General features: G+C 73.1%; 17 protein-coding genes. 13 read left to right on the top strand and 4 right to left on the bottom strand.

The genetic code is table 11. The features are described from left to right. Positions 1 to 77: 77 nt before the first annotated feature. The 7 genes from ACWDLG_RS11980 to ACWDLG_RS11950 all read left to right on the top strand — a co-directional run bounded on the left by ACWDLG_RS11980 (position 78) and on the right by ACWDLG_RS11950 (position 8,361). Entirely contained in the window at positions 78 to 1,571 is a 1,494-nt protein-coding gene (locus ACWDLG_RS11980; protein WP_449919704.1) for a mannitol dehydrogenase family protein, read from the top strand. 242 nt (positions 1,572 to 1,813) lie between these two features. Further along, positions 1,814 to 3,268 carry an extracellular solute-binding protein gene (locus ACWDLG_RS11975; protein WP_449918813.1) on the top strand — a complete coding sequence of 485 codons (1,455 nt, stop codon included), beginning with the start codon at positions 1,814 to 1,816 and terminating at the stop codon, positions 3,266 to 3,268. After that, a complete protein-coding gene (locus ACWDLG_RS11970) occupies positions 3,269 to 4,204 on the top strand; it encodes a carbohydrate ABC transporter permease (protein ID WP_449918811.1) in 936 nt (311 codons plus the stop codon). Then, positions 4,201 to 5,106 (top strand): carbohydrate ABC transporter permease, encoded by a 906-nt coding sequence (locus ACWDLG_RS11965; protein ID WP_449918809.1) that lies wholly within the window; start codon positions 4,201 to 4,203, stop codon positions 5,104 to 5,106. The genes ACWDLG_RS11970 and ACWDLG_RS11965 overlap by 4 nt, the downstream gene beginning before the upstream one ends. Before the next feature lie 9 nt (positions 5,107 to 5,115). Beyond that, positions 5,116 to 6,129: an NAD(P)-dependent alcohol dehydrogenase gene (locus tag ACWDLG_RS11960; RefSeq protein ID WP_449918806.1), complete on the top strand. Its 1,014-nt coding sequence runs from the start codon at positions 5,116 to 5,118 to the stop codon at positions 6,127 to 6,129. A gap of 108 nt (positions 6,130 to 6,237) precedes the next feature. Beyond that, positions 6,238 to 7,359 (top strand): ABC transporter ATP-binding protein, encoded by a 1,122-nt coding sequence (locus ACWDLG_RS11955; protein ID WP_449918804.1) that lies wholly within the window; start codon positions 6,238 to 6,240, stop codon positions 7,357 to 7,359. A gap of 30 nt (positions 7,360 to 7,389) precedes the next feature. Continuing rightward, positions 7,390 to 8,361 (top strand): carbohydrate kinase family protein, encoded by a 972-nt coding sequence (locus tag ACWDLG_RS11950; RefSeq protein WP_449918802.1) that lies wholly within the window; start codon positions 7,390 to 7,392, stop codon positions 8,359 to 8,361. Positions 8,362 to 8,555: 194 nt separating this feature from the next. Here ACWDLG_RS11950 and ACWDLG_RS11945 read toward each other — a convergent pair whose 3' ends face one another. From ACWDLG_RS11945 to ACWDLG_RS11935, 3 genes are all read right to left on the bottom strand, one after another. Further along, complete coding sequence (locus ACWDLG_RS11945; protein WP_449918799.1) at positions 8,556 to 9,179, bottom strand: maleylpyruvate isomerase family mycothiol-dependent enzyme; 624 nt, start codon at positions 9,177 to 9,179, stop codon at positions 8,556 to 8,558. 192 nt (positions 9,180 to 9,371) lie between these two features. Continuing rightward, positions 9,372 to 10,724 (bottom strand): 6-phospho-beta-glucosidase, encoded by a 1,353-nt coding sequence (locus ACWDLG_RS11940; protein ID WP_449918797.1) that lies wholly within the window; start codon positions 10,722 to 10,724, stop codon positions 9,372 to 9,374. Between the two features lie 55 nt (positions 10,725 to 10,779). Continuing rightward, entirely contained in the window at positions 10,780 to 11,538 is a 759-nt protein-coding gene (locus ACWDLG_RS11935; RefSeq protein ID WP_449918795.1) for a DeoR/GlpR family DNA-binding transcription regulator, read from the bottom strand. A gap of 132 nt (positions 11,539 to 11,670) precedes the next feature. Here ACWDLG_RS11935 and ACWDLG_RS11930 point away from each other — a divergent pair, with 132 nt between their 5' ends. From ACWDLG_RS11930 to ACWDLG_RS11910, 5 genes are all read left to right on the top strand, one after another. Beyond that, complete coding sequence (locus ACWDLG_RS11930) at positions 11,671 to 13,005, top strand: PfkB family carbohydrate kinase (RefSeq protein ID WP_449918792.1); 1,335 nt, start codon at positions 11,671 to 11,673, stop codon at positions 13,003 to 13,005. Positions 13,006 to 13,008: 3 nt separating this feature from the next. Continuing rightward, positions 13,009 to 14,400 (top strand): extracellular solute-binding protein, encoded by a 1,392-nt coding sequence (locus ACWDLG_RS11925; RefSeq protein WP_449918789.1) that lies wholly within the window; start codon positions 13,009 to 13,011, stop codon positions 14,398 to 14,400. A gap of 67 nt (positions 14,401 to 14,467) precedes the next feature. Beyond that, positions 14,468 to 15,376, top strand: a complete 909-nt coding sequence (locus ACWDLG_RS11920) for a carbohydrate ABC transporter permease (protein ID WP_449918788.1) — start codon at positions 14,468 to 14,470, stop codon at positions 15,374 to 15,376. Further along, a complete protein-coding gene (locus tag ACWDLG_RS11915; RefSeq protein ID WP_449918786.1) occupies positions 15,373 to 16,200 on the top strand; it encodes a carbohydrate ABC transporter permease in 828 nt (275 codons plus the stop codon). Before ACWDLG_RS11920 ends, ACWDLG_RS11915 begins: the two co-directional genes overlap by 4 nt. A 286-nt stretch (positions 16,201 to 16,486) precedes the next feature. Then, positions 16,487 to 19,342 carry a sugar-binding protein gene (locus tag ACWDLG_RS11910; protein WP_449918783.1) on the top strand — a complete coding sequence of 952 codons (2,856 nt, stop codon included), beginning with the start codon at positions 16,487 to 16,489 and terminating at the stop codon, positions 19,340 to 19,342. A gap of 66 nt (positions 19,343 to 19,408) precedes the next feature. On the opposite strand, the gene ACWDLG_RS11905 is transcribed toward ACWDLG_RS11910, so the two are convergent. Further along, positions 19,409 to 20,107: a TetR/AcrR family transcriptional regulator gene (locus ACWDLG_RS11905; RefSeq protein ID WP_449918781.1), complete on the bottom strand. Its 699-nt coding sequence runs from the start codon at positions 20,105 to 20,107 to the stop codon at positions 19,409 to 19,411. Between the two features lie 108 nt (positions 20,108 to 20,215). Between ACWDLG_RS11905 and ACWDLG_RS11900 the strand changes: the two genes are divergently transcribed. After that, on the top strand, positions 20,216 to 21,847 hold the full coding sequence (locus ACWDLG_RS11900; protein WP_449918779.1) for an amidohydrolase: 1,632 nt from the start codon (positions 20,216 to 20,218) through the stop codon (positions 21,845 to 21,847). Positions 21,848 to 21,868 lie beyond the last annotated feature (21 nt).

Genomic DNA, 21,868 nt, shown 5'->3' with positions numbered 1-21,868 from the left:
GGTAGGTGCCGAGGAGCGAAGATTAATGATGAAGGTGGTCGACGCCGCGGGGGCCGGTCGAGCCCGGTAGGGGGATGATGGCGGTGACAGCGCTGACGCAGGAGACGGTGGCGGCTCTTTCCCGGGAGGTCGCGGTTCCCTCCTATGACCGGTCGAGACTCACGGCCGGCATCGTCCACGTCGGGGTGGGCGGATTCCACCGGGCGCACCAGGCGATGTACCTGGACCGGCTGATGAACGACGGACTGGCCCACGACTGGGCGGTCTGCGGCGTCGGGGTGCTGCCGGGCGACGCGCGGATGCGCGACGCGCTCGACGCGCAGGACGGCCTCTACACGCTGGTGCTGAAGCACCCCGACGGCACCCTCGAGGCGCGCGTCATCGGCTCGATCGTCGGGTTCCTCTTCGCGCCCGACGATCCGGAGGCCGTCGTCGAGAAGATGGCGGATCCCGCCGTCCGCATCGTGTCGCTCACGGTCACCGAAGGCGGCTACAACTTCCACCCCGTGACCGGCGAGTTCGTCGCCGACGCTCCGGCGGTCCGCGCCGACCTGGAGCCGGGGGCGGCTCCGGCGACGGTGTTCGGGCTCGTCACCGAGGCGCTGCGGCGCAGGCGCGCCCGGGGGGTCGCGCCCTTCACGGTCATGTCGTGCGACAACATCCAGGGCAACGGGGACGTCGCGCGGCGCAGCTTCACGGCCTTCGCCCGGCTCGCCGACGCCGATCTCGCCGGTTGGATCGAGGAGGCGGTCGCCTTTCCCAACTCCATGGTCGATCGCATCACCCCGGTCACCACCGACCAGGACCGCGCGTCCGTGGCCGAACGGTTCGGCGTCCTCGACGCCTGGCCGGTCACCTGCGAGCCGTTCACGCAGTGGGCGCTGGAGGACCACTTCTCCAGCGGGCGTCCGCCGTTCGAGGCGGCCGGGGTCCAGATGGTCGCGGACGTGGAGCCGTACGAGCTGATGAAGCTGCGCCTGCTCAACGCCGGTCACCAGGCGCTTGCCTACTTCGGCCGTCTCAGCGGACACCGGTACGTCCACGAGGCGGCCACGGACGCGGCTCTGGCGAGGTTCGTGCGCGACTACATGGACATCGAGGCCACGCCGACGCTCCGCCCGGTCCCCGGTGTCGACCTGGAGGACTACAAGCGGACCCTCATCGAACGCTTCGCCAACCCCGAGGTGCGCGACACCGTCGCGAGGCTGTGCGCCGAGTCCTCGGACCGGATCCCCAAGTGGCTGCTCCCCGTGGTCCGCGAGCAGCTGGCCAGGGGCGGCGAGGTCACCCGCGCGGCCGCCGTCGTGGCCAGCTGGGCCCGGTACGCCGAGGGGGTCGACGAGGCGGGCGAGCCGATCACGATCGTCGATCCGCTGAAGGACCGGCTGACACCCATCGCCAGAACGCAGCGCACGCGGCCCACGGCCTTCATCGAGAATCGCGACCTCTTCGGCGACCTCGCCGACGACAAGCGGTTCGTCGAGCCGTATCTGCGCGCGCTCGAGTCCCTGCACACGCGGGGCGCCCGCGCGACGGTGCGGGAGCTGGCGGAGCGGGAAAGGCGCACGTAGGGGCAGGTTCGGGGGCCAGGTTCAAGGGCCAGTTTCGGGGGTTCGGCGGGCCGGCCGGGGCCGCGCCGTTTCCGGCCGGTGATTCGACGTGCGCGAAAGTGCAAATTGCTGACACATTCCCCCGAAGCCCAAAATCTTGTTTGCAAGAAAATAGAATACACATTCGTTTATATAGGGCACCCAAGGACAGTTGACCGCCATTACCGCCCTTTTTTTGCCTGGAGTGCGGGGGTGAGTGGACAGTGGACTGCTATCCGCCCGAGCCGAGTAGGCGGGATGTGCTTCGTGGCGCGCTGGCCGCGGGGGCGGCGCTCGCCATGACGGGCGCCTGCGGCACGCAAACCGACGCGCCGCGAACCGCCGGTGCCGGCCCATGGCGCCAGTTCCAGGGCACCACCCTGAACTTCATCTCGGAGAACACCGCTCCGACCGCGGCCATCGCCGCGAACACCCGCCCGTTCACCACGCTGACCGGGATCGACGTCAAGATCGTGACGCTCGAGCTCACCGCGCTGGTCCAACGGGTCGCCCTGGACCTGGCCTCCGGCCACTCCCAGTACCAGGTGATCTACGCCGATCCGTACCAGGTGCTCGCGCCGTACCAGCGCGGCCTGGTGGACCTGCGGACCCTGCAGGCCGACCCGAGCCTGCCTGACCTACCCGGCGGCATCGCCGACTTCATCCCTGCGCAGATGGACGCGGCCGGCCGGTTCGTCGACCCCCAGGCCGTCTACGCCCTGCCGTACGACGCGCCGACGATGATCTGGCAGTACCGGCGCGACCTGTTCGCCAAGTACCACGACCGCATGGCCGCCGACCTCGGGTTCGACCCGACGCCCAGCGGGGAGCGGACCTGGGAGGAGTACTTCAGGATCGCCGAGTGGTTCAACAAGAACGCCAAGCAGGACGTCAAGTACGGCACCGGCCACCAGGCCCGCCAGCACGACTCGCTGATGAACGACTTCAGCAACGTGCTGTGGTCCTACGGCGGCGACTACTTCGACAACGGCAAGGAAGTGGGGCGCCTGGGCTCGCGCGACCCCGGCCCGTGCCGCCTCGACTCCCCCGCCGCGATCGCCGGCGCGGAGTTCTACCAGCGGCTGCTCAGCATCGCCGACCCGGCCTCCACGACGTGGGACTGGGACGGCGTGGGCGCCGCCTTCCGGGGCGGCAGGCTGGCGATGTGCCCCAACTGGCACGAGTTCGCGGCCAGCAACGAGCAGGTCATGCCCGGCAGGGCCGGCTACTCGGCGCTGCCGAAGGGCCCGGTCAGCACGGCCAACATGTACGGCGGCACCGGGATCGGGATCAGCGCCAACACGCCGCCGAACGAGCGCGGCGCGGCCTGGCTGTTCCTGGTGTGGGCCACCTCGCCGCAGACGCAGCTGGCCAACCTCCAGAGCAAGGCCGGCGGCGGCACGCCCACGCGTATCTCCGTCTACGAGCTCCCGCAGGTGCGCGCCGCCGAGCATCGGCCCTCGCCGATGCCCAACATGCTCACGGCCGCCGCGGTGCGAGAGGCCTGGCGGCCCGACCGGATCGGGCTGCGACCCAAGATCCCCATGTGGAACGAGTGCAACACCGCGATCTTCACCCAGCTGTCCCGCATGCTCACCGGCGGAGCCTCGCCGGAGGAGGCGATGCGCGAGATCAAGTCGCGGGTGGACCGGATCGTGGCGCGAGGGTGGGTGGCCTAGATGACACACGCCGCGGACACCTCACCGGTGCTCAGCCGCTCGGCCCGGCCGAAGGAAGCCGCTCCGCGCGAGCCGCGGATCGGCTTCGAGGGCAGGATGATGACACCGGGCCTGATCGTGCTGGCCGCGCTGTCCATCGTGCCGTTCCTGGCCCTCGTCGCGATGAGCTTCTCCCACGTCAGGCTGCTCGGCGGGGTGTCGCTCGACCTGGTCGGCCTCACCAACTGGGTGCGCTTCTTCACCGACGCCGACATGTGGATGTCGTGGGCGCGCACGGTCATCTACTTCGTCCTCACCGTCGGGCTGGAGATGACGCTGGGCGTGGCCATCGCGCTGTGCCTGTACCGGGTGCTGCACGGCCGCAACATCATGCTGAGCCTGCTGCTGCTGCCGATGTTCGCCGCGCCGTCCATCGTCGGGCTGCTGGGGCGCTACCTCACCGACTCCACCTTCGGCCTGTACGCGTGGGTGCTGCGTTCCTTCGGCTACCAGGGCGACATCCTCGGCAGCCCGGTCAGCGCCTTCATCGCCGTCGTGCTGATGGACGTCTGGGAGTGGACCCCGCTGATCGCTCTGATCACCCTCGCCGGCCTGTCGAGCGTGCCGCAGTCGGTGCGCGAGGCGGCGGCCGTCGACGGTGCCGGAGGGTGGATGACGCTGCGGTACGTCATCTTCCCCGCGATCTCCAACGTGCTGCTCGTGGCGCTGCTGATCCGCTCGATGGACGCCATCCGCTACTTCGACATCATCTGGGTCACGACCAACGGCGGTCCCGCCGACGCGACCAAGATCGTCCCGATCCGGCTGTACGAGACCGCGTTCCGCTTCTTCGACTTCGGTTACGCCGCCGCCATCGGCCTGGCGATGCTGGCCTTCTCGATCATCATCGCCCGTACGTTCGTCCGCCTGCTCGACGTGAGGGGGTTGACCCGATGAGCACGACCCAGACCGCGCCGGCCGGCCCGGGGGTCACCGCGGCCCCGCGGGGGGTGCCGCAGTCGCCCCTGGAGGCCACCAGCAGGAGCACGCGGTGGCTGACCGTGCTGCTGCTCGCGCTGGCCCTGCTCTGGACGCTGGTCCCGCTGGTGTGGATGTTGATGTCGTCGTTCAAGAACCGCACGGACGTGACCGCGCCCACGCCGAAGTTCGCGTTCGCGCCGACGATGGACAACTACGTCGGCCTGTTCACCGGCGCGAACAACCTCGTGCCGTACATCTGGCACAGCGTGCTGGCCGCCGGGATCTCCGCGCTGCTCGCGGTCACCCTGGGAGCGCTGGCCGGGTACGGCCTGGCCCGCACGCAGATGCGCGGGAAACGACACCTGGCCTTCTGGATCATCTCGACCCGTATGGCGCCCATCGCGGCGGTCGTGGTGCCGCTGTTCCTCATCTTCCGCGGGCTCGGCCTGATCGACTCGATCCCCGGACTGGTGCTGGCGTACCTGACCTTCAACCTGCCGTTCGCCATCTGGCTGATGAGCGCGTTCTTCGCCGAGGTGCCGCCGTCGCTCGAGGAGTCCGCGCTGGTGGCCGGCTGCACCCGCTGGCAGGCCTTCCGCACGGTGATCCTGCCGCTGACGAAGTCGGGCCTGGTCACCACCTTCGTGCTGTGCCTGGTGTTCGCCTGGAACGACTACGCGTTCGCCGTGGTCTTCTCCGGCCCGAACTCCCAGACGCTGCCCATCGCCGCCTCCCAGCTGGTCACCCAGACGGGTGTCGACTGGGGCCAGCTCGCCGCGATCGGAACCATCGTGGTCGTGCCGATGATGCTGGCCGGGCTCGCCGTGCGGCGCTGGCTGGTCACCGGCCTGACCCTCGGCGCCGTCACCGGAGAGTAGGAGGCAGCCATGCGTGCCGCCGTACTGCACGGCGTGGGAACGGTCCTCCTGGAGGAGCGGCCGCGGCCCGAGCCCGGCCCCCGGGAGGTGCTCGTGCGGGTCGACTCGGTAGGCACGTGCGGCTCGGACGTCCACTACTACGAGCACGGGCGGATCGGCGACTTCGTCGTGACGTCCCCGCTGGTGCTCGGGCACGAGCCGTCAGGGACCGTGGTGGAGGTCGGGTCCGCGGCGGGCCGCCACCGCCCGGGCCAGCGGGTCTCGCTGGAGCCGGGGGTGCCCGACTTCACCTGCCCGCAGTGCCGGGCCGGCCGGTACAACCTGTGCCCCCGGATGCGCTTCTTCGGCACCCCGCCGATCGACGGCGCCTTCTGCGAGTACGTCGTGGTGCACGAGGAGTTCGCCTACCCCGTCCCCGACTCCGTCTCCGACGACGCGGCCGCCCTCATCGAACCGCTGTCGGTGGGCGTGTGGGCCTGCCGCAAGGCACGGGTCGGGCCGGGCACCCGCGTGCTCGTCACCGGCGCGGGCCCGATCGGGCTGCTCTGCCTCCAGGCGGCGCTGGCCTTCGGCGCGACCGACGTCCTGGTCACCGACGTCACCGGCACCCGGCTCGGGCTGGCCCGCGACCTGGGCGCCCGCGCGACTCTCAACGTCCGCGACGACCGCCTGGCGGACGCCGGTTTCGAGCCGGACGTGCTGCTCGAATGCTCCGGCCATCCGGCGGCGATCGGCGAGGCCGTCCGCGAGGTGGCGCGGGCCGGGCGGGTCGTCCTCATCGGCATGGGCGGCGACGAGATCCCGCTGCCCCTGTCGTACGTGCAGACCCGCGAGCTCGAGGTGACCGGGACCTTCCGCTACGCCAACACCTGGCCGGCCGCCATCGCGCTGGCCGCCTCGGGCAGGGTGCGGCTGGACGACCTGGTCACCGGCCACTACGGCCTGGCCGAGGTCGAGAAGGCGCTCACGGCCGGCAGCCGCGATCCCGACCTGGTCAAGGCCGTCGTCCGGCCGCAGGAGTGATGAGGATGGCGCGCGCTCGGACCACCAGCACCAACACCACCGGCCCCGGACCGGGGCGGCGGCCGTCACCAGGCCGCCACCGGCTCGGCGCCGACTAAGGAGACACCGATGGCCAGAGTTGTCTACGACGAGGCGACCCGCGTCTACCCCGGATCCACCAGGCCCGCGGTGGACGCCCTCGACCTCGACATCACCGACGGCGAGTTCCTGGTCCTCGTCGGCCCGTCAGGATGCGGGAAGTCCACCTCCCTGCGCATGCTGGCGGGTCTCGAGCGGGTCGACGGCGGGCACATCAGCATCGGTGACCGGGAGGTCACCAACCTGCCGCCGCGTGACCGGGACATCGCGATGGTGTTCCAGAACTACGCCCTCTATCCCCACATGTCGGTGGCCGACAACATGGGGTTCGCCCTGAGGGTGATGAAGACGCCGAAGGAGGAACGTGACCGGCGGGTCCGCGAGGCGGCCAAGCTGCTGGACCTGGAGGACTTCCTCGACCGCAAGCCCAAGGCGCTGTCCGGCGGTCAGCGGCAGCGCGTGGCCATGGGCCGGGCGATCGTCCGCGAGCCGAAGGTGTTCCTCATGGACGAGCCGCTGTCCAACCTGGACGCCAAGCTGAGGGTGCAGACCCGCACCCAGATCGCCGCCCTGCAGCGCCGGCTCGGCGTCACGACCGTCTACGTGACCCACGACCAGGTCGAGGCCATGACGATGGGCGACAGGGTGGCCGTCCTGAAGGACGGGGTGCTCCAGCAGGTCGACACACCGCTGGCGCTGTACCAGCACCCGGCCAACGTCTTCGTCGCGGGCTTCATCGGCTCCCCGGCGATGAACCTGGCCGAGTACGGCGTCGAAGGCGACGAGGCGGTCCTGGGCGAGATGCGCATCCGGCTGAGCCGCGAGACGCTCAAGCTGCTCAAGGAGGAGAGCAGCGAGCGCGTCATCGTCGGCTTCCGGCCCGAGGCCGTCGACGTGGTCGGCGAGGGGGAGACGAACGGCGAGCAGCCGACCTTCCCGATCTCGGTCACGGTCGTCGAGGAGCTCGGCTCGGACGCCTTCCTCTACGGCCAGTACGCCGACACGACCGACCCGGCGCTGCGCGACCGGACGGTCATCGCGCGCGTGGACCCGAACGCGCCGCCCGCCAAGGGCCAGGTGGTCCGCCTGCGGATCCAGCCGGGCAAGGAGCGGCTCTTCTCCGCTGTCACCGGGCAGCGGCTGTCCACCTGACCACCAGGCACCAGGAGAGGAGCCGGACGCGTGATCGTGGCCTGTGGTGAGGCGCTGGTCGACCTGGTGCCGCGGCGGGACGGCTGCTTCGTCGCCCGGCCGGGGGGCAGCCCGGCCAACGTCGCCGTGGGCCTCGGCCGGCTCGGCGTCGCCGTCGCCATGCTCGCCCGGCTCGCCGACGACGGGTTCGGCCGGCTCCTGCGGGCGCACCTGACGGACTCCCGTGTCGACCTGAGCCTCGCCGTCCCGGCGGGCGAGCCGACGACGCTGGCCGTGGTCACCCTCGGGCCGGAGCGCGGCGCCGAATACACCTTCTACGTCACGGGCAGCGCCGACGGCGCCTGGCAGCCCGCCGACCTGCCACCGGAGCTACCGGCCGGTACGGCCTGCGTGCACGTCAGCGGGTCGCTCGCGCTTGCCGTACCGGCCATGGGCGACACATTGGAGGCGTTGCTGCGGCAGGAGCGCTCGCGGCGCACCCTCGCCTTCGACCCGAACCTGCGGCCCCGGCTGGCCCGCGATCCGGCCGCCCTGCGCGCGCGGCTGGATCGCTGGATCGGCCTGGTCGACCTGGTCAAGATCAGCTCCGACGACCTGGCCTGGCTGACCCCCGGCGAGCCGGTCGAGAGCGTCGCGGCCCGCTGGCGGGAGCGCGGGCCCGCCGTCGTCGTCGTGACGCGCGGGGCCGCGGGTGTGCACGCGCTCGGGCCGGAAGGGCCGGTCGACCTGCCCGGCCGGCAGGTGCGGGTGGCCGACACGGTCGGGGCGGGAGACGCGTTCATGTCCGGTCTGCTGGCCGCGCTCGCCGAGGGCGGCGCGCTGGCGCGCGACCGGCTGGCCGCCCTGCCCGCCGGCCCGCTGGCGGCGGCGCTCGACCAGGCCCAGCACGTGGCCGCGCTGACCTGTACCCGCGTGGGCGCCGAACCGCCGTGGCGGGCGGAACTCGACGCCGACAGCGGGGCCCGGCCCGCCGCCGCCCCCGGCCGGACCGCCGACGCGTGACGCGGACCCGACCGGACCGGTTCGTGACGCGGACCCGACCGGACCGCTCGTGACGCGGACCGCCAGCTCGTGACGCGGACCCCGGCCGGACTACCGACGCGTGACGCGGACCTTGACCGGACCGCCGGCTCGTGACGCGGACCCTGGCCGGACCCGGCTCGTGACGCGGAGCGCCGGGTGTGGCGGCGTTCCGGTCAGGCGCGGGTGAAGCGTGCCGCCGGGGCGCCGCGCAGCCTGCCGGGCGGCAGCTTCCTGCCGCAGATCGCCAGCAGCAGGTCCTGTGCCGAGCCGTGGACCGGCGTGCCCGTCCCGAAGGTCCAGTCGAGGTCGTCGGCGCGGAACTCGACGCCGGCGAGGTCGACCTTGAAGAACAGCACGCCCCTGTCGGACGCGCTGACCGGCAGGGCGGGCCTGAGCCGCTCCTCGGGCACCTTCCGGTCCAGGCCCAGCGCGACGGTGATGTCCAGGCCGTGGATCACGTCGTGGCTCAGCGCGCCCTCGTGGCCACCGCCCGGGGGCTTCCAGGGGTGGGTCGCGTTGTCGCGCAACGAGGCGGTGAGCTGCCGCGGCGTCATCGTGCCCGCGTCACGCCTGGCGAACCGGTCGGCCGCCCTGTTGAAGTCGCCGCGGGCGGCGAGCAGGCCGAGCACCACCTTCGGCAGCGAGTAACGGAAGGGCGTGGTCATATGGGCCGCCACCTCCCGTACCCGCCATCCCGCGCACAGGCTGGGCTGGTCCCACTGCCGGTCCGACAGGCCGGCGAGCACGTCCGCGAGGTCGCGGCGTTCGGCGGCGACGGCCGCCCTGATGTCGTTCATCGGGTTCCCCTTCGCTGAAGGCTGTTCGCCTCACCGACGAACGGGAACCGGCCGGACCGACACGCGCCGCCACGGGAATTCGCCGGAACGCGAACCTCGGGAACGGCGGGCTTTCGACGGCGCCGGGGAAGGGAGACGCGGGCGCCGGACCGAACCGGGGACAGCGGCCGGCTCGGGGATGCGGACGCGGCGTCAGACCGGACCGGGCAGGACGGCGGCCAGCTCGGGGATGCGGGCGCGGTAGCCGTCCAGCAGCGCGCGTGCCGTGGCCACCGAATCGACCAGGGGATGCAGCGCGAACGCCGCGACGGCCAGGCGGGCCGAGCCGGACAGGGCGGCCGCGATGGCGGTCTGCTCGACCGCCTTGACCTGCTGCACGAGCCCCAGGAACCGGCCGGGCAGCGGGCGGGTGGCCAGCGGCCGGATCCCGGCACCGGTGACCAGGCAGGGGATCTCGACGACCGCCTCCTCGGGCAGGCCCGGCACCGCGGAGCCGTTGCGGACGTTGAGGATCATGGTGGAGGGCTCCCCCCGCGCGATGGCGGCCATGAGGGCGAGCGCGATGCCCTCGTACCCGCCCGCCTCCAGGTCGGCGACGTCGCGCTCGCCGGCGGCGGTGGCGTCGCGGGCCTCGGCCATGTACGTCGCGTCGCGTTCCCTGCGCGCCCTGCCCCAGGCGGCGAGGGCGTGCTCGGGCCGCTCGCGCACCGCCGCGTAGAACCGGTCCTGCTGCCCGAGCAGGGCCTCGCCACGGGTGTGCGCGGCGCCGCGGAGCGCGGCGACCGACTCGCGGGTGAAGTAGTAGTAGTACAGGTACTCGTTGGGCAGCGCGCCGAGGGTGCGCACCCAGTCGCCGCCGAAGATCCTGGCCTCCTCCACCCGGCGCAGCGCGGCGTCGTCGGCGAGCAGGTCCGGCAGCACGTCGCGGCCGTCATGGGTGAGGCCGCGCAGCCAGCCCAGGTGGTTGAGCCCCACGTAGTCGGGCGACACCCGCGCCGGATCGAGCCCGAGGGCGGCGGCGGCGCGCCTGACCAGCCCGATCGGGGAGTCGCAGATGCCGACCACGCGGTCCCCGAGCACCCCCTGCATGGCCTCGGTGATCATTCCGGCCGGGTTGGTGAAGTTGATGACCCAGGCGTCCGGGGCCAGAGCGGCCACCCGCTCGGCCACCCGCACCGCCACCGGCACGGTGCGCAGGCCGAAGGCGATGCCGCCTGGCCCGGTCGTCTCCTGGCCCAGCACGCCGAGGTCGAGCGCGACCCGCTCGTCGGCCGTACGGCCCGCCAGCCCGCCCACCCGGATCGCCGAGAAGACGAAGGCGGCCTCGCGCAGCGCGGCGTCCAGGTCCGTGGTGGCCCACACCTTGGGCGGGCGGTCGTGTCCGGCGGCGAGCTGGTCGAGCACGTGCCGGATGGCCGCCAGCCGCTCCTCCGACACGTCGTGCAGGACCACCTCCTCCACCCGCGGGGTGGCGGTGTCGCGCAGGAGCGCGCCGTACACGAGGGGCACCCGGAAGCCTCCGCCGCCCAGAACGGCCAGTTTCATCGCGCTCCCCGTCCGCCGCCCGGTCTCGGCAGGGGCTCGCGCGCGGCGGCGACGATCACGCGAGCACCACCTCCGTGCCCGCCGCCGCGCAGGCGCGCAGCGTCCTCTCGTCGGCGCCCTCGTTCGTGACGATCACGTCGATGTCCTCGGGGCCGCACACCCGCAGGGCGCCGGTGCCGGGGAACTTGTGCCGGTCGGCCAGGAGCACCACGCGCTCGCCCGCCGCGATCATGGCGCGCTTCAGCGGCACCTCGGCGAGCGTGGTGTCGACGAGCTGGCCGTCCGGCCGGACGCCGCTGGCGCCGAGGAAGACGTGGTCGGCGCAGATCTGGCTCAGCGCCGCCTCGGTCAGCACCCCGACCAGCGAGTGGTAGGCCCGGCGGACCATGCCGCCGAGCAGCAGCACCTCGACCTCGGTGTCGGTGCGCAGCACGTCGAGGACGGCCAGGCTGGAGGTGACCACCGTGACGCGGCGCCCGCGCAGCCGGCGGGCCAGGCGCATGGTGGTGGTGCCGATGTCGAGCAGGACCACGTCGCCCTCGTGCACCATCCGCGCGGCGCGGACGGCGACCGCCTCCTTGTCCCGCTCGTCGACCGCGGCCATCTCGGCGAAGGGGCGGTCGTCGTCGGCGTCGACGTCGGCGAGCGCGCCCCCGCGCACGCGCCGCAGCGTGCCGTCGCGGTCGAGCACCTCAAGGTCCCTGCGGATGGTGGACGGGCTGACGCCGAGCTGCCTGGCGAGATCGAGCACGCTGGTGGCACCGGCGAGGCGGACCCGGCGCATGATCTCCGCATGCCTGAGGTGCTGGAGCACGGGGGGATCATATCAGTCATTTACGCGCATGAGTGAGCAACATTGACCAGCTTGCCGCACAAAGCACTTGATGTGCTCGAGGAAACATGCAAGATTGCGCACAAGACGGTCTGTCGAGGAGGACTCATTCCCGTGTCTGTCCAGGCGTACGACCCTCTCGCCGATCAGCGCACCCCTGAGGGGCCACGGTTCGACGTCTTCTTAGCGGGCACGGTCTTCCTCGACATCGTCTTCACCGGCCTGCCCTCGATGCCCGTCTCCGGCACCGAGATCTGGGCCGAGGGCATGGGTTCCTGCCCCGGCGGCATCGCCAACCTCGCCATCGCGACCAGCAGGCTGGGCCTGCGCACCTCGCTGGCCGCCGCGTTCGGTGACGACGACTACGCCGACTTCTGCTGGCGCACACTGGCGGAACAGGAGTCGGTCGACCTGTCCAGGTCACGGCGCTTCGCGCACTGGCACTCGCCGGTGACGGTCTCCATGGCCGTCGACCGCGACCGCAGCATGGTGACCCACGGCCACCCCGCGCCGATGCCGGCGACGCAGATGATCGGCACGCCGCCGCCGTCCAGAGCGGTGATCGCGGCGCTCGCCAGCGACGAGCCGCTCGGCGAGGGCAACTGGGCCGAGCGGGCCCACCGCGAAGGCGCGCTCATCTTCGCCGACGTGGGCTGGGACCCCTCGGGCACGTGGCGTCCCGAACTGCTGGACCAGCTGACGATCTGCCACGCGTTCATGCCCAACGCGGTCGAGGCGACGGCCTACACCGGCACCGACACCCCGCGCGACGCCCTGTACGCGATCGCCGACCTGGTGCCGCTCGCCGTGGTCACCGACGGGGCCAACGGCGCCATGGCCATCGACTCCCTGTCCGGCGAGGAGGCCTACGTGCCCGCCCCCCGGGTGACCGCCCTCGACCCGACCGGCGCGGGTGACGTGTTCGGCGCCGGCCTGGTGCTCGGCACCCTGTGCCGCTGGCCGCTGGCCGACCGGCTGGCCTTCGCCGGCCTCTGCGCGGCGCTGGCCGTCCAGCAGTTCGGCGGGTCGCTGGCCGCGCCGGGCTGGGGGGACATCGCCGACTGGTGGCACGCGGCACGGGCGAGAGCCGGGCACGGCGGCGCCTACGCCGAGTCGCTGGCCCGCCGTTACCGCTTCCTCGACCGGCTGGTGCCGACCGTCCCGATGGGCGCGGTGCGCCGGGCCGTGGCCACCATCGCCAGGCACGCCGACCTGGGCATGGTCGCTCCCCCGCCCGAGGCCGCCACGGGACCGCCGGCGGATCGGGGCCCCGAGGCCGCCACGGGACCACCGGTCGATCCGGACCCTGAGGCCGCCACGGGACCACCGGCGGACCCGGACACGCCGCCCGAGGCCGCCGAAGGACCACCGGCGGACCCGGGCCCTGAGGCCAACGCGGGACCACCGGCGGACCCGGACACGCCGCCCGTGCCTGCCCACAAGGAGTAACCCATGATCTCCACGACGCGAACAGCGCGCGGGCGCGAGCCGCGCGGCGCCGTGACGCGTGCCGTCCTCGTCGCCGGTGCCGCGGTCCTGGCCCTCACCGTGGCCGCGTGCGCGCCCGGCTCCTCGGCACCGCCCGCCCCTGCCCAGCCCGCCTCGGCTGTGCGCACCGACGCCGCGGCCCTCGGCCCCGTGACGCTCACCGTCTGGGACCAGGAGGTCCGCGGCGGGCAGGCCGCCCAGATCAAGCAGCTCAACGCCGCGTTCGAGAAGAAGTACCCCAACATCACGCTCAACCGGGTCTCCCGCTCCTTCGACGACCTCAACACCACGCTGCGGCTGGCGCTGAGCGGCAACCAGCCGCCGGACGTGGTGCAGGCCAACAACGGCCGCGCCCAGATGGGGGCGTTCGTGAAAGCGGGCCAGCTGCGCCCGCTGGACGCCTACGCCGAGGCCTACGGGTGGAGGAAGCGCTACTCCCCGTCGGTCCTGCAGTACGTGAGCTACACCCCCGACGGCAAGATCTTCGGCACCGGCGACCTGTACGGCATGCCGCAGGTCGGCGAGGTCGTCGGCATCTTGTACAACGCCGCCAAGCTGGCCAGGCTCGGCCTGCGCCCGCCGACGACGTGGGAGGAGTTCGACGCCGCGCTGGCCACGGCCAAGGCCGCCGGCGAGGTGCCGCTCCAGCTGGGCAACCTCGACAAGTGGCCGGCCGTCCACGTGTTCGGCACCGTGCAGGCACGGCACGTGTCCGCCCCCAAGATCACCTCGCTGGGCTTCGGCCGCAAGGGCGCCTCGTGGACCACCCCGGAGAACCTGAAGGCCGCCGAGCAGCTCGTCGACTGGGTCGACAAGGGCTACTTCGCCAAGGGCTTCAACGGCCAGGGCTACGACGCCGCCTGGCAGGCGTTCGGCAAGGGCCAGGGCGTCTTCCTGATCGGCGGCAGCTGGCTGGTCGCCGACCTGCAGAAGGTCATGGGCAAGGACCTGGGCTTCGTCCGGCCGCCCGGCACGCCGCCCGTGGCGACCGGCGGCACCGGCCTGCCGTTCGCGATCACGGCCAAGAGCCCCCACCCCGACGCGGCGGCGGCCTACATCGACTTCCTCACCAGCGCCGAGGCCATGAAGGTGCTCACCGCCAACGGCCTGCTGCCGATCGCCGACGCCACCCGGCAGGACGGCGTCGGGGCCGGCGCGCAGCAGGACATGTTCACCGCGTTCGGCGCCGTCACCGAGCGCAACGGCCTGGTGCCCTACCTCGACTACGCCACCCCGACCTTCGCCGACACGCTCGGCGCGGCGCTGCAGGACCTGCTGGCCGAAAAGGTCGCCCCGCAGGAGTTCCTGGCCACGCTGGAGAAGGACTACAAGACGTTCGCCGAAAGCAACGAGTGACCGCGAGCTCATGGCCACGCCGCTCTCGTCCGCGCGCGCTCCCGGGTCAGGGCGTCCGGAGGCGGCCGTGACCCGGTCCCGGCCCGCCCCCAGGCGCCCGGGAGGTCCGCCCGGGGAGCCGCGCGGGATCGCCTACCTCTACCTGCTGCCCGCCCTGGCGGTCTACGCGGCGTTCCTGCTCTATCCGATCGCGCGGGCGGCGCACCTGTCGCTGTTCGAGTGGGACGGCCTGACCCCCGGCAGGTGGGCGGGGCTGGACAACTACGCCGCGATCGTCGCGGACGAGGGGCTGCGGGCCGCCTTCGCCCACGCCCTGGTCCTCATCGTCTTCTACGCGCTGGCGCCGCTGGCGATCGGGCTGACGCTGGCCGCGATACTGAACCACGCCAAGGTGCGCGGGCTGGCCTTCTTCCGCACGGTGGTGTTCCTGCCCCAGGTGGTCGCCATGGTCGTGGTGGCCGTCGCCTGGCGGCGCGTCTACGCGCCCGACGGCACGCTCAACGACCTGCTCGGCGCGCTCGGGCTCGACGCGCTCACCAGGGGCTGGCTGGGCGACCACGCCTTCGCGCTGCCGGCGGTCGGCGTGGTCGGCACGTGGTTCGAGACCGGCCTGGTGACCGTGCTGCTGCTGGCCGGGATGAGCCGCATCCCCGTGGAGCTGTACGAGGCGGCCAGGCTGGACGGGGCCGGCGCGGTCAGGGAGTTCTTCACCGTCACGCTGCCCTCGGTGCGCGGGGAGATCGCGGTCGCGCTCACCCTGACCGTGATCGCCGCGCTGCGGACGTTCGACCTGGTGTACGTCACCACGCGCGGCGGGCCGGGCGACTCGACGGCGGTGCCGTCGTACGAGGTCTACCATCGGGCCTTCGAGCTCGGCCAGGTCGGCTCGGCGGCGGCGGTCGGGGTCACCCTCACCGCCGTCATCTTCGCGATCTCGTTCGTGATCAACCGGTTCGCCGACAGGGGTGTCTCGTGATCTCTCGCGGGGAACGGCTGGCCAACTACGTCATCCTGCTGGCGTTCGCCGCGTTCGCGCTGGGACCCGTGGTGACGATCCTGTCGGCGGCGCTGGGCCCCGACGACGCCGCCGGAGCGGACGGGCAGCGGTTCAGCGTGGCCGGGCTGCACGTCGGGAACTTCGCGGCGGCGTGGGAGGTCGGCCGCTTCGGCACCTACCTGGCCACCAGCCTCGCGGTGTCGTCGTTCGTCGTGGTCGTCAGCGTCGTCCTGTCGATCATGAGCGGGTACGCGTTCGGCACGATGCGCTTCCGCGGCCGGTCGGTGCTGTTCTACCTGTTCCTGCTCGGGATCATGATGCCGAGCGAGGCCATCGCCGTACCGCTCTACTACGACCTGCGCGCGCTCGGCCTGACCGACACCTTCTGGTCGGTCGCGCTGCCGCAGGCGGCGCTGTCGGTGGCGTTCGGGACGTTCTGGATGCGGGCCTACTTCCGCACCGGCAGCCGCGCGATCGTCGAGGCCGCCCGCATCGACGGCGCCTCGGTCTGGCGGATCCTGTGGCAGGTGCTGGTGCCACCGGCCCGGCCCGCCATCGTCACCCTGACCGTCCTGGTCTTCATGTGGACGTGGAACGAGTTCCTCATCCCGCTGATCATGGTGACCTCGGAGTCGCTGCGTACCGCGCCGCTCGGGCTGGCCTTCTTCCAGGGCCAGTACACCTCCGGCTTCACGCTCCTCGCCGCCGGCTCGGTCATCGTCGCCACACCCGTCGTGATCTTCTACCTGTTCCTCCAGCGCCATTTCATCCGCGGGCTGCTCCAGGGGGCGGTCCGCGAGTAATCCCGGAGGTTCCATGCGCCATCCGCAGCACCCGCGACCCACCCCTCCCGCTCCTCCCCCGGCCCCCGCACCTCCGCGCGCCGAGCCCTCACCTTCCGCGCCTCCGCGCGCCGAGCATCCGCTGCCCGCACCTCCGCAGGCGTCTCCGCCTTCCACGCCTCCACGCGCCGAGCATCCGCTGCCCGCGCCTCCGCAGGCGTCTCCGCCTTCCACGCCTCCGCGAGCGGTGTGCCCGCCTCCCGCGCCTCCCCGGGCGGTGGCCATACATTCCGCGTCTTCGCGGACGGTGACTCCCTCGACCGCGTCCTGGCGGGCCGCGCGGCCGGGGGATCGCCTGGGCGTGCTGGCCGTCGCGGTGCTGCTGGCGCTGGCGCCGGCCGTACCCGCGCTGGGCTCGGCCGCCCCGGCGGGCTCCCACGCTCACCCCGCCCCGCCCGGCTCCGTGACGCACCCCGCCGCGCAGGCCGGCACCGGGCCCGCCACCCCGGGCGGGACCGAGCCCGCCACCCCGGGCGGGGCCGAGGCCGCCGCCTCGGGTGGGACGCGTGCCGATCTCGACGTGCTGTTCGTCGGCGCCCATCCCGACGACGAGGCCTTCACCCTCTCGACGCTCGGGCAGTGGAAGGAGGACCACGGCGTCCGCGCCGGCGTCGTCACCGTCACCAGGGGCGAGGGCGGCGGCAACGCCGTCGGCCCCGAGGAGGGCCCGGCGCTCGGCCTGCTCAGGGAGGCCGAGGAGCGTACGGCGGTGGCGAAGGCAGGCGTGCGGGAGGTCTTCAACCTCGACGACGTCGACTTCTACTACACGGTGAGCGCGCCGCTGACCGACCGCGTCTGGGGCGGCGACACGCTGGAGAAGGTCGTGCGGATCGTCCGCCAGACCAGGCCCGAGATCCTGCTGACGATGGATCCGGCCCCCTCTCCCGGCAACCACGGCAACCACCAGCAGGCCGCGCGGCTGGCCGTCCAGGCCTTCCACGCGGCGGCCGACCCCCTGGCCTTCCCCGAGCAGCTCGCCCGTGAGGGGCTGCGCCCCTTCGCGCCCGCTCGCGTGCTGCTCGGACGGGCGCGCGGGACCGCCCAGAACGGTCCCCGGTGCGCCGCGACGTTCCGCCCCGCCGATCCGACGCAGAACGTGTACGGCGTGTGGAGCGGGCGCGTCTCCCCGAGCGCGGGACGGAGCTGGGCCGCCATCGAGCGCGACGCCCAGCGCGTCTACGCCTCCCAGGGCTGGGCCGGCTTCCCCGACGTGCCGCAGGACCCGGACCGGCTCGGCTGCGACTTCTTCACCCAGGTCGACTCGCGGGTGCCCTTCCCCGAGCCGGGCACCGCGGCGGCCGCCGCGCCGACGGCGGTCCTCGACGGCGCGCTGGTCAGGGCGTCCGGCGCGGTCCCGCTCGGCACCTCGCTCGACCTGCGCGCCGGCACCTTCGACGTCCGCCCCGGCACGGCGTTCACCGTCACGGTGACCGCGACCGCTCCCGCCCGCGAGCCGCTGGGCCGATCGGCGGTGACACTGCGCGTCCCCGAGGGCTGGCGGGTCAGCGGGTCGGGCGACCTCGGCGGGCTCGGCGCCGGCCGTACCGGGTCGGCCGCCTTCACCGTCACGCCGCCGCGGGAGGCCGCCCCCGGTCAACGGGCGCGGGTGGCCGCGACGCTGGCCACCGAGAAGGGCCGCGGCTACACCGACCGGGTGGTCGAGGTCAGCCCCGCCGTACGCGGAGGGCAGCAGTCGCTGCCCCAGGTCGGCCAGTACGAGACGTGGGCCGCGCAGGCGGGCGTGCCGCAGCTGCGCGACCTGGTCACTCCCGTGCTCACCCTGCCCTCAGGCGGCTCCCGCCAGGTGGGCGTCGTGGTCACCAACGTGAGCGACACCGTCCGGTCCGGCACCGTACGGCTGGACCTGCCCGCCGGTTTCGCCGCCGACCGCGCCGAGGCGGCCTACACCGGCCTGGCGGCGGGGGCCTCGACGACGGTGCCGTTCACCGTCACCAACACCGACACCTCGCTGCAGACCGCCAACGAGGGCGGCGACTACGCCTACACCATCACCACGACCAGCGCGGACGGCTCCAGTGTCAGCAGGCCCGCGCTGGAGCTGGTGCCGGCGGCGGCCATCCCGCGGGCGGCCGAGGCGCCGGTCGTCGACGGCGCCGAGGGCGACGGTGAGTACGCCGGCGCGGCCCTGGACGTCTCACGCCTCTGGGAAGGCTCCGCGTGCGCGTCGGCGGCGGACTGCTCCGGCACGGCCAAGCTCTCCTGGCGCGACGACACGTTGTTCCTCCTGGTCCAGGTGAACGACGACGTGACCGGCACCCGCCTGCCCGCCGCCGACTGCAAGCGCCACTGGCGGACCGACGCCGTCGAGGTGACCCTCGACCCGCGCGGCGCGTCGGAGAACACCTCCACGACGTTCAAGGCGGCGGTGCTGCCGGTGACGGCCGAGGGGCCGCCGTGCTTCGAGCGGGACGCCGACAACCGTCAGGGGCCGGGCGAGCGGACCGCTCCGGGGATGCGGGTGGCCGCGAAGGTGTCGGCCGGGCAGTACACCGTGGAGATGGCCATCCCGATGGAGCTCCTGCCGGGCGCCGTCGATCCCGGGCATCTCGGGCTGAACGTCCTCGTGTACGACTCCGACACCCAGGACAAGACCGGCCAGACCCGGATCGGCTGGTCGACGTGGGGCGGCGTGCAGGGCGACCCGTACCGGTGGGGCGTCGTGACGCTGCCGGGCTATCGGCCGCCGCCGGGGCGGCCGACCACCCCGCCCGACCCGGTGATCCCTGACACCGGCCTGTCCAGCCTGGACTCGCCGCAGTCGCTGGAGCAGGCGGCCCGCCTCGGCCTGCCGCTCGCCGGCGGTCCGGCGGCCGGGCCGTCCGAGCGCGGCCTGGTCACCTCCGCCGTGGCCGGGCGGGACGCGGTGACGGTGACGCTGCGCGCCGCGTCCGCGGGCACGGCGCACCTGTTCGTCCGCGACGGTCAGGGGACGGCGGGCAGCCGCGTGGTCACCGTCGCGCACGGCGGTGTCACGACCGTGCGCGTGCCGCTCACCCGCGCCCTCGGCCCCGGCGCGTTCGTGCCGGCCGGATGGCTGGCGTCCGGCGGCGGCACGCTGGCCTCGCAGGTCCGCGTCCGCTGACGGAACCCCGCCGTGGGCACGCTGGCCTCGCAGGTCCGCGTCCGCGGACGGAACCCCGCCGTGGCTTCAGGTCCGGGGCGCGGCCCCGGCCGCCGACGCGGCGCGGGCCTCGATCGCGGCGATCAGGGCCTCCACCTGGACGGTGTAGACCGGTCCCGGGCGTATCTCGGCGAGCTCCGCGTTCAGGCGGGTGATCCGGGGGAAGCGCTCGGGATCGACCGTGCGGTACTCCCGCCCCCATGACGACTCGTCCCCCGCTCTGACCTCGGGGGAGAACAGCGCGTAGGCGGCCGCCTGGGCCACGTGCGCCAGGAGGGCGTCGGCGACGGCCCGGTAGTACAGCGCGGCGTCGGCGCCGTCGAGCCCCGCCTCGCCGACCGCGCCCAGGATGAACTCGACCAGGCGGAACTCGTTGATCCGCCGGGTGGTACGGCTGCCGGTGATGGAGGCGACGGCCGGATACTTGAGCCCGATTCGCAGCGACGCGTCGGCCAGCGCCCGCAGCCGGTCCTTCCAGCCGAGCCCGTCGGGAACGCTCTCGATGACCTCGCCGTAGACCCGGTCGGCCACCGACAGCAGCAGCTCGTCCTTGTCGCGGAAGTGCCGGTAGACGGCCGTGGGGTCGGCCCCGAGCTCCTCGCCGAGGCGGCGCACGGTGAACGCGTCGCCGCTGCCCCGGGCGGCGATGCGCAGGCTGGCCTCGATGATGGCCTCGCGGCTGAGCTGGCTGCCCGAGCGTCTGGTCCTCACAGGTGTCTTCGCCATGATCGCTCCAGTGTATCGGTTGGGTCTCCGGATAGCGCAACAGTGTTGACATCTATGTTGCGCTCGCGTTCACTCCTCCCCAACACGGCGTGAGCGGAAGGTGCGGTCATGGTGGAAACGATCTTCATGGGGCGGGTCTTCACTGGCACGACCGCCGCCCCGATCGAGGCGGCGGTCGCGGTCGGAGGGGGGCGCGTCCTGCGGGTCGGCGACCGGAAGGAGGTGCTGGCCACGGCGGGCCCCGACACGGACGTGGTGGACCTCGGCGGCGGGCTGCTCATGGCGGGTTTCCAGGACGCCCACGTGCATCCGGCCTTCGGCGGCGGCCAGATGCTGCGTTGCGACCTGTCGGCCGAGCACACCGTGGAGGGCTACCTGACGGTGATCGCCGCCTACGCCGCGGCGCACCCGGACAAGGCGTGGATCCACGGTGGCGGCTGGTCGATGGACGTCTTCCCCGGCGGCACGCCGACCAGGCAGCTGCTCGACACGGTGGTGCCCGACCGGCCGGTGCTGCTGACCAACAGGGACGGCCACGGCGCCTGGGCCAACAGCCTGGCGCTGCGCCTGGCGGGACTCGACAAGGACACCCCCGACCCCGTTGACGGCAGGATCGAGCGCGAGCCCGACGGCACCCCGCAGGGCACCCTCCACGAGGGCGCCATGACGCTGGTGAGCGAGCACGTGCCGGTGGCGACCGCCGAGGAGGCCTACGCCGGCCTGCTCGCGGGCCAGTCCCACCTGTTCTCGATGGGCGTGACCGCCTGGCAGGACGCCATGATCGGCGCCTTCCCCGGCAACCCCGACAACTACGAGGTGTACCTGCGCGCCGCCCGTGAGGGAACCCTGCTGGCCCGCGTCGTCGGCGCGCTGTGGTGGGACCGCGAGCGCGGACTGGAGCAGATCCCCTACCTGGTGGAGCGGCGCGAGAACGGGCGGGTCGGCCGCTTCAACGCCACCACCGTCAAGATCATGCAGGACGGCGTCGCGGAGAACTTCACCGCGGCGATGCTGGAGCCGTACCTGGACGGCTGCGGCTGCGCGACCGCCAACCGCGGCATCAGCTTCGTGGACCCCGGCCTGCTGCGCGAGGCGGTCCGCGAACTGGACGCGCTCGGCTTCCAGATCCACTTCCACGCCCTCGGCGACCGCGCGGTCAGGGAGGCGCTCGACGCCCTCACCGGGGCACGCGCGGCCAACGGCGCCAACGACAACCGCCACCACCTCGCGCACCTGCAGGTGGTGCACCCCGCCGACATCCCCAGGTTCGCCGAGGTCGGCGCCGCCGCCAACATCCAGCCGCTCTGGGCGGCCCACGAACCCCAGATGGACGAGCTGACCATCCCCTTCCTCGGGGCCGGGCGGGCGGCCCTGCAGTACCCCTTCGGCGACCTGCTCCGCGCGGGCGCGCGGCTGGTGGCCGGCAGCGACTGGTCGGTGAGCAGCCCGAACCCGCTGTGGGGCGTGCACGTCGCGGTGAACAGGGCCGTGCCCGAGGGCGAGCCCCGCGAGCCGTTCCTTCCCCAGCAGGCCCTCACCCTGGCGCAGGCGCTCACCGCCTACACGGCGGGCAGCGCCTGGATCAACCACCTCGACGACGTCACCGGCACGGTCGAGGCGGGCAAGGACGCCGACCTGGTGGTGCTGGACCGCGACCCCTTCGCCGGACCGCCCGAGGAGATCGGCGCCACCCGTGTCGTCAGGACCTACGTCCAGGGCCGGCTCGTCCACCAGGCCTGACATCTCGCGAGAAAGGCGTGA

This window comes from Nonomuraea sp. NPDC003727, from assembly GCF_053586935.1.
The sequence above is the reverse complement of the archived record's forward strand: the minus strand, read 5'-3'. Positions and strand labels throughout refer to the sequence as shown.